The organism is Peribacillus deserti (genome assembly GCF_002863585.1).
In the GTDB taxonomy this organism is placed as follows: domain Bacteria; phylum Bacillota; class Bacilli; order Bacillales; family DSM-1321; genus Paraperibacillus; species Paraperibacillus deserti_A.
Map to the genome: position 1 here is coordinate 1 of NZ_PGUY01000092.1, position 16,480 is coordinate 16,480.

General features: G+C 41.3%; 16 protein-coding genes. 10 read left to right on the forward strand and 6 right to left on the reverse strand.

The genetic code is table 11. The annotated features are described in order from the left end of the window. Nucleotides 1-122: 122 nt before the first annotated feature. Nucleotides 123-743, reverse strand: a complete 621-nt coding sequence (locus CUU66_RS23060) for a YktB family protein (RefSeq protein ID WP_101645746.1) — start codon at nucleotides 741-743, stop codon at nucleotides 123-125. Nucleotides 744-940: 197 nt separating this feature from the next. Here CUU66_RS23060 and CUU66_RS23065 point away from each other — a divergent pair, with 197 nt between their 5' ends. Together CUU66_RS23065 and CUU66_RS23070 are read left to right on the forward strand one after the other, a co-directional pair. Continuing rightward, entirely contained in the window at nucleotides 941-1,138 is a 198-nt protein-coding gene (locus tag CUU66_RS23065; RefSeq protein WP_101645747.1) for a hypothetical protein, read from the forward strand. A 304-nt stretch (nucleotides 1,139-1,442) separates the two neighbouring features. Next, on the forward strand, nucleotides 1,443-2,237 hold the full coding sequence (locus CUU66_RS23070; RefSeq protein ID WP_101645771.1) for an inositol monophosphatase family protein: 795 nt from the start codon (nucleotides 1,443-1,445) through the stop codon (nucleotides 2,235-2,237). A 47-nt stretch (nucleotides 2,238-2,284) separates the two neighbouring features. Here the strand turns inward: CUU66_RS23070 and CUU66_RS23075 are convergent, their stop codons facing one another. Then, a complete protein-coding gene (locus tag CUU66_RS23075) occupies nucleotides 2,285-2,467 on the reverse strand; it encodes a YlaF family protein (RefSeq protein WP_101645748.1) in 183 nt (60 codons plus the stop codon). 121 nt (nucleotides 2,468-2,588) lie between these two features. On the opposite strand from CUU66_RS23075, the gene typA reads away from it, so the two are divergent. From typA to CUU66_RS23090, 3 genes are read left to right on the forward strand one after another with little or no spacing between them, the layout of a single operon-like run. Further along, entirely contained in the window at nucleotides 2,589-4,433 is a 1,845-nt protein-coding gene (gene typA / locus CUU66_RS23080) for a translational GTPase TypA (protein WP_101645749.1), read from the forward strand. Between the two features lie 37 nt (nucleotides 4,434-4,470). After that, the gene (locus CUU66_RS23085) at nucleotides 4,471-4,785 is read left to right on the forward strand and encodes a YlaH-like family protein (RefSeq protein ID WP_374703024.1); all 315 of its coding nucleotides are present in this window, start codon (nucleotides 4,471-4,473) and stop codon (nucleotides 4,783-4,785) included. Next, nucleotides 4,782-5,066: a hypothetical protein gene (locus tag CUU66_RS23090; protein ID WP_101645751.1), complete on the forward strand. Its 285-nt coding sequence runs from the start codon at nucleotides 4,782-4,784 to the stop codon at nucleotides 5,064-5,066. Before CUU66_RS23085 ends, CUU66_RS23090 begins: the two co-directional genes overlap by 4 nt. 134 nt (nucleotides 5,067-5,200) lie before the next feature. On the opposite strand, the gene CUU66_RS23095 is transcribed toward CUU66_RS23090, so the two are convergent. Next, entirely contained in the window at nucleotides 5,201-5,401 is a 201-nt protein-coding gene (locus CUU66_RS23095) for a YlaI family protein (RefSeq protein ID WP_101645752.1), read from the reverse strand. Nucleotides 5,402-5,548: 147 nt separating this feature from the next. Here CUU66_RS23095 and CUU66_RS23100 point away from each other — a divergent pair, with 147 nt between their 5' ends. After that, complete coding sequence (locus tag CUU66_RS23100; RefSeq protein ID WP_101645753.1) at nucleotides 5,549-6,007, forward strand: pyridoxamine 5'-phosphate oxidase family protein; 459 nt, start codon at nucleotides 5,549-5,551, stop codon at nucleotides 6,005-6,007. A 927-nt stretch (nucleotides 6,008-6,934) separates the two neighbouring features. On the opposite strand, the gene CUU66_RS23110 is transcribed toward CUU66_RS23100, so the two are convergent. Next, complete coding sequence (locus CUU66_RS23110) at nucleotides 6,935-7,537, reverse strand: YhcN/YlaJ family sporulation lipoprotein (protein ID WP_101645755.1); 603 nt, start codon at nucleotides 7,535-7,537, stop codon at nucleotides 6,935-6,937. A 212-nt stretch (nucleotides 7,538-7,749) separates the two neighbouring features. On the opposite strand from CUU66_RS23110, the gene CUU66_RS23115 reads away from it, so the two are divergent. Further along, nucleotides 7,750-9,081 (forward strand): PhoH family protein, encoded by a 1,332-nt coding sequence (locus CUU66_RS23115; protein WP_101645756.1) that lies wholly within the window; start codon nucleotides 7,750-7,752, stop codon nucleotides 9,079-9,081. A 48-nt stretch (nucleotides 9,082-9,129) separates the two neighbouring features. On the opposite strand, the gene CUU66_RS23120 is transcribed toward CUU66_RS23115, so the two are convergent. Then, nucleotides 9,130-9,630, reverse strand: coding sequence for a hypothetical protein (locus CUU66_RS23120; RefSeq protein ID WP_101645757.1), 501 nt, complete (start codon nucleotides 9,628-9,630; stop codon nucleotides 9,130-9,132). Between the two features lie 181 nt (nucleotides 9,631-9,811). Here CUU66_RS23120 and CUU66_RS23125 point away from each other — a divergent pair, with 181 nt between their 5' ends. Continuing rightward, nucleotides 9,812-10,093 (forward strand): YlaN family protein, encoded by a 282-nt coding sequence (locus CUU66_RS23125; protein WP_101645758.1) that lies wholly within the window; start codon nucleotides 9,812-9,814, stop codon nucleotides 10,091-10,093. Nucleotides 10,094-10,514: 421 nt separating this feature from the next. Further along, the gene (pyc, locus tag CUU66_RS23130; protein ID WP_101645759.1) at nucleotides 10,515-13,961 is read left to right on the forward strand and encodes a pyruvate carboxylase; all 3,447 of its coding nucleotides are present in this window, start codon (nucleotides 10,515-10,517) and stop codon (nucleotides 13,959-13,961) included. Between the two features lie 76 nt (nucleotides 13,962-14,037). On the opposite strand, the gene CUU66_RS23135 is transcribed toward pyc, so the two are convergent. Next, nucleotides 14,038-14,997 (reverse strand): COX15/CtaA family protein, encoded by a 960-nt coding sequence (locus CUU66_RS23135; RefSeq protein ID WP_101645760.1) that lies wholly within the window; start codon nucleotides 14,995-14,997, stop codon nucleotides 14,038-14,040. Between the two features lie 484 nt (nucleotides 14,998-15,481). Here CUU66_RS23135 and cyoE point away from each other — a divergent pair, with 484 nt between their 5' ends. Then, nucleotides 15,482-16,399: a heme o synthase gene (cyoE, locus tag CUU66_RS23140; RefSeq protein ID WP_101645761.1), complete on the forward strand. Its 918-nt coding sequence runs from the start codon at nucleotides 15,482-15,484 to the stop codon at nucleotides 16,397-16,399. The last annotated feature ends 81 nt before the right edge of the window (nucleotides 16,400-16,480 follow it).

Genomic DNA, 16,480 nt, shown 5'->3' on the forward strand with positions numbered 1-16,480 from the left:
TCGTCTTATGCCTTTCAGGTGTCTGCTTTTCTTTTACATTAAGTGTTTCTTATAAGTTTCATTGTATCATTGTTCCCTGTTTCTACTTACTCCTGAAAAGCACCGTTCTCCGCTTTTCTTGTTTAAGATAATTTATATAAGGGTATTAATTTTTCAAACACCCCATAAATTTTAGCTTCAAGGTTTTGAGGAGTTAACTGAATGGCTTCATCCCTGGGGATATGTAATCCACAAAGAATTTCAGCACTTTTAACATTTTGTACTCTTTGGAAAAGTGAGTGCAAAGCTTCTTTTGATAGTTCTTGATGCGGAGTGGCATCAGGAATGGTATGATCTCCTGACCAAACAAATTCCTCAGGTATCATATTCTCTATATCATCTATATGCTGTTCAAACGCTTGACCCGCCTTGACTTTGTTTGGAGCTTCATAGATCAAGGCAAACCAGATGAAAAGATGCGTTTCCCAAAGGCCAATTTGGAAATGCGGCATCATTTTATAGCCTCGTTTGCTTGGGGCAAATGCAACCCATGTATCGTTAGGTGCATTCTTCGTCCGGCGGGCATGTTTGGCTACATGATAATGTATTTCTTCACCGGTTAAGTGGGATAGTTCCTTTGCAAAATGCTGTCCAAGAGCTTCAAGTTTTGGACGAATTCTTTCCTGTAGAGCAGACATTCTATCTTCAAGGCCGTTTATTTTAAACACATTGAAATCTGATGCTGTAAACCCTTTTAGTTCCAATATATATCCTCCTATAACTTTGTGGTTATGTAGTGTATTTTATCATAGAGGTCTGAAACTAAAAAATGTTAGGCAGGCCCTCTGATTATAAATAGGTTAGTGCACAATTTTGTTGCAGTTTGATCTTGGTTATCATAGGATAGTAAAAATAATATCTGAAAATTTAAATAATTAAGCACGAAGAAAGGGTGCCTATTATGAAACAGGTTATGAATCAGGCTCTTAAAGCCAAAGAAGTTGAAAAACATCGAACAGCCGTCCTTAGGATGGAAATGGATTATGAACTTGCAACACTATACGAAGCAATGACGGAAAAGAATGATGAAAAGAAGACAAGATGTAAGCAGAGATTAGAGAAAATTCGTCAGGAACTGGTTCGTCTAAGAAGTTTTTAAGAGACTGGGTTAAAGAATGGGAGTCAAAGCAGAATAAATGGATACTTTATATGGCCAGACGGATGAAAATCCTTAAGGCGGGCTCGGTTAAAGTCAATTAAACAGAGTCCGCCTTTTATATATGGTTGGAAAAACTTGAATGATTACAAAGGTTATCTTAAGCTGAAAATATAGTGAAATTATAAGCGGTTTTATATATAGGTGAGGCGCATTCCTTGATGGATATACGCATGCAGCCGTAATCCCACAGGTTAAGAAGCATTTCATGCTGGAAAAGGAATACATTAAGTTGCCGGAGGCGGATATTATGAACTGGAAAGAAATTGATACATATGCGAAGCAATGGATAAAAGAAGCGGGAAAAAGGATAAGGGATTCATTTGATTTAGAGCTTACAGTAGAAACTAAATCAAATGCGAATGATCTTGTCACAAACATGGACCGTGCTACTGAAGCGTTCTTTTATGAAAAGATAGGAGAAAGGTTTCCGGATCACCGAATACTCGGTGAAGAAGGAGTCGGCGCAGAAATTACTGACTTAAAAGGGATTGTATGGATTATCGACCCTATTGATGGAACAATAAATTTTGTTCATCAGCAGAGAAATTTCGCAATCTCAGTTGGGATATTTGAAGAGGGAGTAGGCAAAATCGGGTTGATTTATGATGTGGTCCACGATGAGCTTTATCATTGTTTTAAAGGAGAAGGAGCCTACATGAACGAAGTGAAACTGCCTTCTTTAAAACAGGTCCCTGTTAACGAAACCATATTAGCCATTAACGCTTCTTGGATTCATTCTAATAAATTAGTACCGAAAGAACGGCTAATCAAGCTCGTTTCAGATGTCCGGGGCACACGTTCAACTGGTTCGGCAGCCCTTGAGCTGGCCTATGTAGCTGCGGGCAGATATGATGCCTATGTGACGTTAAGGCTGTCCCCATGGGATTATGCGGCAGGCATTCTACTTGTTGAAGAAGTCGGCGGAGAAGTGACAGATGTGTTTGGAGAAAAAATAGATTTCTTGAAGAAAAGTTCAATCTTTGCTTCAAAGCCTGGCCTTCATCAGGAAATGATTAATACTTACTTTTCTAAGGAATAAAAAAATTGCCCGATGAGGGCAATTTTTTTTTGCTTTCAAGGAGGTGTTTATAATTCTCCCCGCTCCCGAAGTTTTTTTTTAAAACTAAAACCTGAGCCCATAATAATGATGAGCGCAGCAATGCACAGCAGGGTCAGCCAAATACTTTCTTCTGCTATGGCAATGCCTATTCCGGATATGCTTGCTGCTGCAAGAATAGATAATACTATAAACATTCCCTTGTATTTCATGTGTATCACCTCTATACTACCTATTGTACTTAATTTCAAATTTTGTTTCTACTGTATTTATGATATAATATGTAAGTTAATGGTTAAATCAAAATTTAGATAAATCTAGGAGTGAAATTCTTTGAATCTTCGCAGCGATATTCGCAATATAGCAATCATTGCCCACGTTGACCATGGTAAAACAACATTGGTTGACCAACTTTTGAAACAATCCGGCACTTTCCGTGTGAATGAACACGTGGAAGAAAGAGCTATGGACTCCAATGACCTGGAGAGAGAAAGAGGAATAACGATTCTGGCAAAAAACACTGCCGTTCAATATAAAGAAACACGTATTAATATCCTGGATACTCCAGGACACGCTGACTTTGGCGGAGAAGTAGAACGTATCATGAAAATGGTCGACGGCGTTCTTCTTGTTGTTGATGCATATGAAGGCTGTATGCCTCAGACACGTTTTGTTCTTAAAAAGGCACTAGAACAAAAAATCACTCCAATTGTGGTTGTAAATAAAATTGACCGTGATGCTGCCCGTCCTGAAGAAGTTGTCGATGAAGTAATCGACTTGTTCATTGAACTTGGTGCTGAAGAAGATCAGCTTGACTTCCCAGTGATTTATGCATCCGGCATCAACGGTACCGCTAGCGTTGAACCTGATCCTGCTAAGCAGCAGGAAAACATGGAGCCGTTATTCGAGGCTATTGTTGAGAACATCCCAGCTCCTATTGATAATAGTGACGAGCCGCTTCAGTTCCAAATCGCATTGCTTGATTACAATGATTATGTTGGAAGAATCGGTATCGGCCGTGTATTCCGCGGTACAATGAAAGTCGGCCAGCAGGTTGCATTAATGAAACTTGATGGCAGTGTAAAGCAATTCCGTGTTACTAAAATTTTCGGCTTTACCGGCTTAAAGAGAGTAGAAATAGAAGAAGCCTTAGCTGGAGATCTTATTGCTATTTCCGGAATGGAAGATATAAATGTAGGAGAAACGGTATGTCCATTTGACGCACAGGAAGCACTTCCTATTTTGCGAATTGATGAGCCTACTCTCCAAATGACATTCCTTGTAAACAACAGCCCATTTGCAGGACGGGAAGGTAAGTTTCTGACTGCAAGAAAGATTCAAGAAAGACTTGATCTTCAGCTTCAGACAGACGTCAGCCTTCGTGTAGAAAATACGGATTCTCCTGATGTATGGATTGTTTCAGGACGCGGAGAGCTTCACCTGTCCATCTTAATTGAAAACATGAGAAGAGAAGGATACGAACTTCAAGTATCTAAGCCAGAAGTTATTGTTAAAGAAATTGATGGTGTTCGCTGTGAACCAGTTGAGCGCGTTCAAATCGATGTGCCTGAAGAGCATACAGGTGCTATTATGGAATCCATTGGAGCCAGAAAAGGCGAAATGGTTGACATGATCAATAATGGCAGCGGACAGGTTCGTTTGATATTCATGGTTCCTGCACGCGGATTAATTGGCTATTCAACCGAATTCCTGACTCTTACTCGTGGATATGGTATTTTGAACCATACATTCGACAGCTATCAGCCAATGGCAACTGGACAGGTAGGCGGAAGAAGCCGTGGTGTTCTAGTTTCAATGGAATCAGGGAAAGCCTCTCAGTATGGAATCATGCAGGTAGAAGACCGCGGCGTTATTTTCGTTGAGCCTGGTACTGAAATCTACGAAGGTATGATTGTTGGAGAACATAACCGTGAGAGCGATATTACGGTCAACATTACTAAAGTGAAGCAAATGACTAATATGCGTTCAGCTAACAAAGACCAGACAACTACAATGAAAAAACCAAGAATTATGTCACTCGAAGAAGCTCTCGAGTATTTAAATGACGATGAATATTGTGAACTTACTCCTGAGTCCATTCGACTAAGAAAGAAAATACTTGAAAAAAGCGAACGTGAAAGAGTAACTAAAAAGAAAAAATACGCGGAATCAAACTAATAGCAATTCAGCGGGGGAGGTAATTGTAATGGAGGGAATGGAGCACTTGAGTCCGGCCACGAGATTATTTGTTGACCTTTTTGGTACAAAGGCAGGGACGAATGTTCTTTACTTATCTTTAGTAATACTTTCAATTATCGTGTATAACCTAGGGTTCGCACGAAAATTATCAGTCCTGAAAAATGTGGTCATCTATATTTCGTTAGCCTTAGGCTGCCTGGTCTTAACCATTCTTGCCATTCAGCTTCCTGTCGTTGAATCCTTGCTCGTGGCTGCTTTTATCCTTGGGGTATATAAAATCAGGCTTCATCAGCAGAAACGCCTGGAAGCGGGCAGTGAGCAGAGTTTATGAAATCACTGCAGGATGCCTTATACAACTGGCTGACGATAAAGGTAGTCTGTGATGCGAGACCGGATGATACTGCGGCACAGGATACTAAAAAAATGTTTGAAGAACTGCTGATGGATGATCATAAACTCACCCATATTGAAGCAGAGAAACAAGAGCCCATGTATATTGTTGAATATACACTGGATGGAAAAACAAAAACAACAAGGTTTCCGGTTGAATTGATTGAAGTGATGCTTCAGCAAATCAACCAGGAGCCGCATAAATATAGGAACTTTAATTAGTTTTATTAAGGCAGAAAAAAGGCCAAACCAGAGCAGGAGCAATGGTTTGGCCTTTTTTGTGTAAACCTCTGAGCGGTGTATTGCCTGTCATAACAGGGAGCGGGAAATCATGCCCAGCCCCAAGCCTCAAGGGTTCACCAGTCGTCCGGTTTTTTAGGAGTGCGGTACAGTTTGAAATTACCTGTAGCCAGCCTCTCATTTGTACGATCTTCGATTCTGTTATAGCAATCCTGGCACATATATGTATGAATGGGCCGGTTTCTTAAACGTTTAGCAAGCAGCGTATCGCTGTTCAAGGATTCAATTTTCTCACAAAGCACACATTTTACTCTCACTGCGGCACCTCTTTTGCCATGTATTCCTTTTTAGTATACCATCTTTCCATGCGGATGGAATGTTTGAAATAAAGTCATATGTTTTCATATAATATGGATATGTAAACTAAGAAGAAAACGCTAGTTATAAGAAAAGGACTGAAGCAGATGGCCAATCAGGTTGAACCAGAACTAATGGAGTCTCTTTTTCAAGCTCTTCAAAAAGAACGATATGCAATTCTTTCCACGGTTGATTTTGAAACAGGCGGACCAAATGCCAATGCGCTATCCTGGATCCTCGCAAAAAATGTTCACAACATCTATTTTGCGGCAGATAACAGGTCCCGAATAATAAAAAATATCCAGAAGAACAAAAAGGCGGTCCTTACACTGATTGCGGAGGAATCCACCTATTCAGTGAGCGGAGATGCCTTCATAAAAGTACAAAAAATAGAGGATATTCCTTTAAAACTTGCCTTAATCGAGCTGAATATCACAGAGGTTAGAGATATTATGTTTTATGGAGCAAAGATCGTTTCAGAACCTCGTTATGATAAAACATATGATAAAAAGGCAGCAGCAAAGCTTGATCAGCAGGTAATGGACGCGCTGAAATTAATAAAATAGAACAACCTGTCATACATTAGTAGACAGGTTGTTTTTTTAGGACAGAAAGTTCGTCCAATAGTAGACTTTTCCATAGGCTGTTTTGCCAACTTTGTTGTTATTGAACAAGGGGGTTGATTGGAACGTGAGGATGCTCGCTTTCCGCGGGGCGGGCGCTGAGCCTCCTCGGTTTCGCCTGTGGGGTCTCACCTGTCCCGCTGCTCCCGCAGGAGTCTCGCACCTTACGTTCCAATTAACCTGTTTAACAATAGGGTTTGTTCACAGAAGTTATTAAAAAAACAACAATCTTTTAGAAAAGAGCCTTTCCATAAGAGCGGTAGGCACCGTCCTCCGCTTTTATTGGTGTTTAGCTTCGGACTGACATCCTCGAGTCATAAGCCCAGCTGTCTATGGAAAGAAAATCACTTTCCACAGCCAGCTCGTCTTATGCTTGTCGGATGTCTGCCTACCTTCTAAAGTCGCAGAGTTACAATTGACCAGGAATTACATTCAAAGCAAAAATAGTCAGAGAGGTAGGCACCGTCCTCCGCTTTTCTTGGTGTTTAGCTCCGGACTGACATCCTTGATTCATAAGCCAATCTGTCCATGGAAAGAAAATCACTTTCCACAGCCAGCACGTCTTATGCTTGTCGGATGTCTGCTTTTCAGCAATGTAATATGGCTGAAACAAGTCGGTTCATCAGTTATATCTTTTTAAGAACAAATTTGAAAAGCACCGTCCTATGCTTTTCTATGTCCAGCTGCGGACTGACACCTTCGGTCATAAGCCAATCGCCATCAAAAGGCAAAAGCGGCCTTTCGCTGCCGCTTTTCTTATGCCTCTCAGGTGTCTGCTTTTCAGCAATGTAATATGGCTGAAACAAGTCGGTTCATCAGTTATATCTTTTTAAGAACAAATTTGAAAAGCACCGTCCTATACTTTTCTTTTTACCTGTTCTTGTCTTGGTAGTGGTTAGATTGACGGTCTTGTTCCTGCTCCAGCTTCTTTTGGTCTTTTGGATTCATTTGGTTCTTTGACTCTTCGGTCGTTTTATATGGAGCCTGGCTGTCATCATCGCCAGGGACGGTAGGGATCACTCTTCCGGCAATATCGGCGAGTTCGTTCATGATACCCGGCCCAGGTTTTCCAGCAGCGATGTCATTTGAAATTTCCTTTAGTCTTGCATTGAGGTCGGGATCCGCTACTACGATGGCATTTGCTCCGTTTGGATCATCTTTAAGTGTTTCGCCAACAGCGTATTTAATGGAGCCAACCTGTGAGCGTTCAATATCATCGTCGATATCAATGCCGACAATTGCGAAATTCCCAAATACAACAGCCGTCGCATTATTTACGTTGGGATTTCTGACAGCCAGATTCTCTAAATGATTAGACACTCGCTGTTCTGTATTTGGGTCATTGTTGCGGTGGAGCTCCGAATTTTTTACTTTGACATCTCCGCCTCTGCCTTCAGCATCCCTTGCCTGATCTGTACTTTGGCACGCCCCTAATATTAAACTGACTAAAAGGAGTGGAATCAGTTTTTTCATCAAAATCCTCCTCGTATTATGTATAGTGAGTACACCTGCGGTCACCAGAGCTTAAAAAGCATTTTAAATTAGTGTGGATTTTGGATTCTAACTTTATGCAAAATATCATATATTTTAGCAACGGTCTTGTCCCATTCATAAACTAATATCAAAGCAAGTCAACCTTATATTTGCAGTTAAAGCTTTTGATATTTCAGGCAGGAGGCATCCAATTGACAAAAATCTATATATTAGATACCAATGTTCTATTGCAAGATCCACATGCGATCTTTTCATTTGAAGAGAATGATGTGGTTATCCCTGCGGTAGTTCTTGAAGAAGTGGACTCTAAGAAGAGGTACATGGATGAGGTAGGCAGGAACGCCAGGCAGGTCTCCAAACTTATTGACAGTTTTCGTTCAATCGGTAAGTTGCACGAAAAAATCCCCCTGCATAATGGAGGAACCCTTAGAATTGAGTTGAATCACCGGTCTTTTCACCAGCTCCAGGAAATTTTTGTGGAAAAGACGAATGATAATAGAATCCTTGCGGTAGCAAAAAACCTTTCGATTGAGGAAGAAACTAAACAAAATGGGAAAGCGGTCATCCTAGTCAGCAAAGATACTCTTGTCCGAGTTAAAGCTGATGCCATCGGCTTAACCGCTGAGGACTTTTTAAGTGACCGGGTTATTGAAACGGACCATATTTACAGTGGTTTTCAAGAGCTTTATCTTTCTCCGGAACAAGTCAATAGCTTCTACAAAGATGGGGAACTTGCACTCGGTACTATCTTTCCTCAGTCCAGGTTTTATCCGAATCAGTTTCTTATAATGAAAAACGCGCACGGTGGATCTTCATCTGCTCTTGGCATGGTGGACAGTACTGGACAGAAAGTAAAAAAACTCGTCTGTGATTTGGACCATGTATGGGGAATAAAGCCGAGGAATGTTCAGCAGACAATTGCTTTGGAGCTTTTGCTTAGAAGGGATATCCCGCTGGTTACAATGGTAGGAAAAGCCGGTACAGGAAAGACTTTGCTGGCACTAGCTTCGGGATTAATGCAGACAGAAGATCTTGGTCTCTATAAAAAGCTCCTGGTCGCCCGTCCGATTGTTCCAGTCGGGAAAGATCTCGGGTACCTGCCAGGAGAAAAGGATGAGAAACTTCGTCCGTGGATGCAGCCAGTCTTTGATAATTTGGAATATCTTTTTAATACGAAGAAGCCTGGAGAGCTGGATGCCATTCTAGCGGGAATGGGTTCAATAGAAGTTGAGGCTCTTACCTATATCAGGGGAAGAAGCATACCTGAACAATTCATCATCATTGATGAAGCTCAGAACCTAACAAAGCATGAGGTAAAAACCATACTGACGCGTGTCGGCGAGCGGAGTAAGATTGTATTGATGGGCGACCCTGAACAAATCGACCATCCATATCTAGACGAGTATAATAATGGCCTGACTTATGTAGTCGAGAAGTTTAAAGACCAGAATATTGCTGGACACGTTAAGCTGATTAAAGGAGAAAGGTCAGGGCTTGCCCAATTGGCTGCAAACCTTTTATAAAAAACAAAACGGCAAAAAGCTAAATTTGCCGTTTTTTACCGCCTTCATCTACTCAATTGTGAATCCCAGCACATTTTTAATAGGGTTAGTGTAATTGGATCCATCCTTATAATAAATATAAACAGGACCATCTTCTTTTAACGGCTTCCCAGCTTGAGAAAAACCAAGAATCAGTTCATCGGCAGCATCCAGGCTCATGCTTTTGGTTTCATCCTGTGTTTCGATGTGTAAAGTCGATGCTCCGCTTTCGGGTTCTGCATTTTTTAAAAAAGGCAGCAATGGGATGCCGAATGTTCCTGTCATGATTTTTTCTTTTTCATATTTCTTTTCTGATTTCAAAGTCGGCGGGTATATAGCGCCTTCCATAATTTCTCTGTCCCAATGTTTAGAAGCGTTTTTTGTGTATTCCTCTAATTCATCTGCCGGTTTATCAGGCTCCGAAGAAAAGAAAACATCCATGTCAATTTTGCGATCGTCGAATATCCAGACTCCGGGATCTAAAGTAATAGGGAACTTCACTCTTCCCTTGATCATAATGATGGACTCCATAAATATACCTCCTGCTGCATATCTCATACTTAGTATAAACTCTTTAGCCCAAGTATGTCTCTTAATTCACACTCTTTACCAAAATATAATCTAAAGTGCTCTGATCTCCTTGCTTTTTTTAAAAACTAACGGTAGAATTTATAGATAAGATTGTCAATCGCTCTGAAATGGGGGATTTAGAATGGCTTCAGATATACTAGTGAATTATCGCGATAAAGCATTTACCTTATTGCAAGGAGATGCTGACAAGATATTAAAATTAATTAAGGTGCAGATGGATAATTTGACTATGCCTCAATGTCCTTTATACGAAGAGGTCTTAGATACACAAATGTTCGGTTTGTCACGTGAAATTGATTTTGCAGTCCGTTTAGGCCTTATACCTGAACTAGAAGGAAAAGCGCTTCTTGATACACTTGAGCGTGAATTATCCGCTCTGCATGAAGCATCTTTAAAAAAATAAAGTATCAAAACTCAAACACTTCATAACTTATGTTTGAGTTTTTTTATTTACATAATATTTTTATACAGAAACAACTCTTTTATACTTCTACTTTTTGAAGCTTTTAATTTCAAGTGATATAGTATATTGTATGAGGTTTAAGTACGAATTCCACAGATACCGTATTCGTTCCATTCAAAGTTTTACATGGAGGATCCGCGGGATGAATTTTCTTAATTTTCAGCGAATGTCTTGTTTGGTATTCTGATTTTACGATAGTTTTATTTCACTTATTCCTGGGTATGAATTCTTTGATGTCTACCCTGCAACGAAAAGCGACTCCCCGCAATACAAATAGCAAAATATCAATCATTCAGCTTGAAATAAAGAGTGAGGATATTCTCTCTCCTTATCAAAATACATAGTAAGAAGGTGCTTTTGATTGAACAGACGTATCACTAAGATTCTGGCTGCCAACCGCGGCGAAATTGCTATTCGAGTATTTAGAGCTTGTACCGAGCTTAATATACCCACAGTAGCTATATACTCTAAAGAAGATTCGGGAGCTTATCATCGGTACAAGGCGGATGAAGCCTATCTAGTAGGAGAAGGGAAGGGTCCGATTGAGGCCTACCTGGATATTGAAGGGATTATTGCTATCGCCAAAAAGAGCGGTGTGGATGCCATTCATCCGGGCTATGGCTTTTTATCGGAAAATATTGAATTTGCGAAGAGATGCGAAGAAGAAGGGATTATTTTCATCGGTCCTGAATCAAGGCATCTTGATCTGTTTGGGGACAAGGTAAAAGCACGGCATCAAGCGGTGATAGCGGACATACCGGTAATCCCAGGAAGCGACGGTCCGGTTAGGAATCTTGAGGAAGTAAGCGAATTTGCAGAAAAAGCTGGATATCCTATCATTATTAAGGCAGCGCTTGGTGGGGGCGGCCGCGGCATGCGGATCGTCAAGGAAGCCACTGAGCTCAAGGAAGCATTCACAAGAGCCAAATCCGAAGCAAAGGCAGCATTCGGAAATGACGAGGTATACGTTGAAAAATTGGTACAGCAGCCGAAACATATTGAAGTCCAGATCCTAGGTGATTCGGATGGCAATATTGTTCATTTATATGAAAGGGACTGCTCCGTGCAGAGGCGCCACCAAAAAGTCGTAGAGGTTGCTCCGAGTGTCTCCCTGCCAGATGAACTCCGTGCACAAATCTGCGAGGCTGCAGTCAATTTATTGAAAAACGTGCAGTACGTAAATGCAGGGACAGTAGAGTTTCTGGTTTCCGAAGATCAATTCTATTTTATCGAAGTAAATCCAAGGGTACAGGTGGAGCATACCATCACAGAGATGATAACTGGAATAGACATTGTTCAATCCCAAATATTAATCGCTTCCGGTGAAACTCTCCATGGAGATAAAGTATCCATTCCGAAGCAGGAAGAAATTAAGACACATGGCTTTGCCATCCAATCCCGTGTAACGACAGAAGATCCTTTAAATCATTTTATGCCCGATACAGGCAAGATTAACGTGTACCGCTCTGGCGGAGGCTTTGGGGTCCGTCTTGATGCCGGAAACGGGTATCAAGGGGCAGTCATAACTCCCTACTATGATTCACTGCTTGTTAAGCTTTCAACCCACGCGATGTCATTTGAGCAGGCTGCGGCAAAAATGGTCCGTAATCTTCGGGAGTTCCGGATCCGGGGGATTAAGACAAATATTCCATTCCTTGAGAATGTAGTAAAACATGAGAAGTTTTTAAAAGGGGAATATGATACGGGCTTTATCGACAATACCCCGGAACTATTCTTGTTTCCGGTGAGAAAAGACCGCGGTACAAAGATGCTCAGCTATATTGCAAATGTAACTGTAAATGGCTTCCCTGGAATTGAGAAAAAGAAGAAACCGGTCTTTGACCAGCCGAGGATTCCTAAGCTCTATGGGTCTAGTGAACCTAACAGTGGTACGAAACAAATCTTAGATCGAGAAGGCCCAGAGGGAGTCGTTAAGTGGATTAAGAACCAGAATAAAGTCTTATTAACGGATACAACCTTCCGGGACGCCCATCAGTCACTGCTCGCAACCAGAGTACGTACCGCTGACTTAGCAGGCATCGCCGAGCCGACTGCGAAAATAATGAAAGATGTATTTTCACTTGAGATGTGGGGAGGGGCAACATTTGACGTTGCTTACAGATTCCTCAAGGAAGATCCATGGGATAGACTGCTCAGCCTAAGAGAAAAAGTACCAAACCTATTATTCCAAATGCTGCTTCGTGCATCCAATGCAGTAGGCTATAAAAATTATCCCGACAATGTTGTAAGAGAATTTGTTGCGAAGTCAGCAGAAGCGGGAGTAGATGTTTTCCGGATCTTTGACAGCTTAAACTGGTCAAAAAGCATGGAGGTCGCAATAGATGCTGTAAGACAATCTGGTAAGATCGCGGAGGCAGCCATCTGCTACACAGGGGATATCAATGATCCTTCAAGAAAGAAATACAATCTTGACTACTATAAAAAACTAGCCAGGGAGCTGGAAAACCAAGGTGCACATATTCTGGCGATTAAGGATATGGCTGGTCTTCTTAAACCGGAAGCAGCATACACACTAGTTTCAGAGCTGAAGGATACAGTAAGTCTTCCAATACATCTGCATACCCATGATACAAGCGGCAATGGAATCTATACATATGCCAGGGCTATAGATGCAGGAGTCGATATTGTAGATACCGCATTGGGATCTGTTGCAGGGCTGACATCACAGCCTAGTATGAATTCCCTTTATTATGCCCTTGAGAATAAAGAGAGACAGCCTGAGCTCGATATTCGGGGAATTGAACAGCTGGGTTATTACTGGGAAGATGTTCGGAAATATTACAATGAATTTGAAAGCGGCATGGTCGCACCACATTCTGAGATTTATAGACATGAAATGCCTGGGGGACAGTACAGCAATCTGCAGCAGCAGGCAAAGGCTGTCAGTCTTGGCGAACGCTGGGACGAAGTCAAGGAAATGTACCAGCGGGTAAATTATTTCTTTGGAGACATTGTTAAAGTAACTCCATCCTCTAAAGTAGTGGGGGATATGGCTCTATTTATGGTACAGAATGGCCTGGATGAAGAAGCGGTGCTTGAAAAAGGGCATACGATAGATTTTCCTGATTCGGTTATTGAATTGTTTGAAGGATACCTGGGACAGCCGGAGGGCGGGTTTCCCAAAGCACTCCAAAAGGTCATCCTCAAAAACAAGAAGCCTATTGATGTCCGTCCGGGGGAATTATTAAAGCCTGTGGATTTCTTACAGGTAAAAGAAGAACTTTTCAAAGAGTTAGGTCGGCCGGTAACAGATTTTGAGGTTCTAAGCAGTGTTTTATATCCAAAGGTATTTCAAGAGTATTTAAAGACGGCTGATTCTTTCGGAGATATATCAAGTCTTGATACCCCGACCTTTTTATATGGATTGAGACTTGGCGAGGAAATTGAGGTTGAGATCGAAACCGGAAAAACACTTATTGTGAAATTGATTTCAATTAGCCAGCCCCAGGCGGATGGTACACGGGTTGTATATTTTGAGCTTAACGGACAGCCTCGTGAAGTTATCGTAAAGGATGAAAGTATAAAGTCAGCAGTAGCAGCTAAGGTAAAGGCTGACTCCAAAAATGAGAATCACATAGGAGCAACCATGCCTGGTACAGTTATTCGGGTTCTAATTGAAAAAGGGGAAAAGGTTGAGCGTGGTGACCATTTGATCATAACGGAAGCAATGAAAATGGAAACAACCGTTCAGGCACCTTTCTCAGGAACTGTCAATGAGATATATGTGCAAAATGGGGAAGCCATCTCGACGGGTGACTTGCTGATCGAGATCTCTAAAACAAAATAATGCTCCGAGCATCCCGCCTAGAGGGGATGCTCATCCATAATAAAAGGCCATTTCCCTGGAAATGGCCTTTTATTACTTACATTGCTGTATGAATTTTTTCCTCGCTGCTAGTATGTACACGCTGCAGGCTCCTGGCGTTCTTATTACTTCTTGATCCCAATAAGGCGAGGTAGCTGAGTACACCGAATAGGCAGGAGATAAATAAAGCGTGAGCGAGAGCAACCGCCAAGTTCAGGCGCGATACAATAATGACAGCTCCTGAGATAACCTGCAGCCCAACGAGAATGGAGGCAATGGACCAGCTCCAGACAATCACCTTTTGGTCCCGGTATTCTTTATAAGCTAAGGATGCCGCATATAAAACCCAGATAAAGATGAGGCCGGCAGCGGTGCGATGTCCCATTTGAACCCATTGATACATATTAGCCGGCAGCCCAAAGTCCCCATTAGTACACATCGGCCAATCCGAACAGGCCAGGCTGGCCTTAAGGTGGCGGACCAGGGCTCCGGAATAGACGACAAAGAAGGAGTAAATGATGATTCCGTAGATATGAAATTTCATTTTCTTATCAATGATCACTTTTTCAGCTTTGAATTTTTTATCCACTTCAAAAATAAGCAGTGTTAAAAGCAGCACGGCAGCAAAAGAAATAAGGGAAATGCCGAAATGCACCGCAAGAACAAAATCAGATTGTCCCCACTTTACTGCGGCTGCCCCAATGAGACCTTGTAATAATAGGAAGAAGAAGGCAAGGAAAGATAAAAACTTAGTCTCTCTGATATGCCCGATTTCCCTCCAGCTCCAAATACATAATAATAGAATTAAAATGCCGGCTGAACCTGAGACAAGCCGGTGGGCAAGTTCTATGGCCAAAGCGGCATCAATCTGGGTCGGGACGAATTCTCCGTTGCATAACGGCCATGTTCTTCCACAGCCCATGCCGGAATCTGTTTTCGTAACTAATGCTCCCCCAAGGAGAACCAGAAGCATTTCCACGGTCGAAAGTACAGCAATCCATTTTAATCTGCGTTGCAAAGCTTTCACCTTCTTAATCTATTAAAAATGAACTACATATCCAGTTTAAGCACTTTCTCGATATTACACAATTCTGCCTATTTTTACAAGATGAACAAGATAGATAAATGAAAAATAGTTGAAAGTTCAGGTCTGGTTTGATAGAAATAGAAAGGATGTATATGGCAAGAAAGTAAAAATAATCCCTGGCCGAATGTAATTTTTATAAAATACTGACTTCTTTAAATATGATACCAAAGATAAGTATAAAAAGTGCAGCTCATTGCGTAAAACATAGCCAGCCGACACTAAAACGTCAAAAGTTATACAAAAAAAATTCACAAAAAGCGTCAAAGTTATGTTTTAATATACAGAGAATAGACTAATTTATCCCATGTGAAAATTTATTTCATTTAATATAATTTTGCTTACAATTAGATTCGATTTCTTAGAATAGATAGGATGTCGGATAGAGTCGGGTAAATAGTTTGAGGAGGAATAGAATATGTCAAATACAAGAGTTTTGGCAGATGCAGACCTGAATGATACTGCAGCACAAACCTCTGTCTGGAAAGATTTTCTTTCTGTTATAAAAATAGGAATTGTCAATTCGAATGTTATAACAGCGTTTACAGGGATATGGCTTGCACTTCATTTTACCGGCCAGGGGTTCTTATCAAACCTTGATGTTGTTTTTTTAACGATTGCTGGTTCAGCCTTTGTTATCGCAGGCTCATGTGCTTTAAATAATTTTATAGATATTGATATCGATCCGCTGATGGAGAGCAAACGGGAGAGGCCGACTGTCACCGGGCGCTTTTCACCAAAGATCGTGCTTTCCATCGGGATTGCGTTTCTGGCTTTAGGCTTGATCATGCTTGCATTCACAACATTTACAGCTGCCTTGATTGGTATATTTGGGGCATTTGCGTATGTTGTTATTTACTCGATGTGGGCTAAGAGAAAGCTGGTGTCTAATACGGTCATTGGGAGTTTTTCCGGAGCAGTGCCTCCGCTTATCGGCTGGGCAGCCATTGATCCAGATCTATCTGTATTGGCTTGGATGCTGTTCTTAGTCATGTTTATCTGGCAGCCTCCGCACTTTTATGCCCTTGCGATGAAAAGATGCGAAGAATACCGGGCAGCAGGAATTCCTATGCTCCCAGTAGTAAAAGGATTCAGTGCAACTAAAAGAAGCATGCTTTTATGGGTAGCTGCATTGCTGCCGCTGCCGTTCTTTATGCTGGATCTTGGAATTCCATTCTTTATCCTGGCTTCACTATTAAATATCGGCTGGTTAACGATGGCGGTTATGGGGTATCGGATGAAGGACGATCTGAAATGGGCAAAATTAATGTTTGTCTATTCATTAAATTATCTAACTATACTTTTTGTAGCCATGGTGATTGTAACTTCAATTTAATTCCTTATTCTTTGGGAATTCTTTCTTTTTCTAAGAATTTATATATAGAGAGAATTTGAGCCAGCAAATTGCTGTACACAA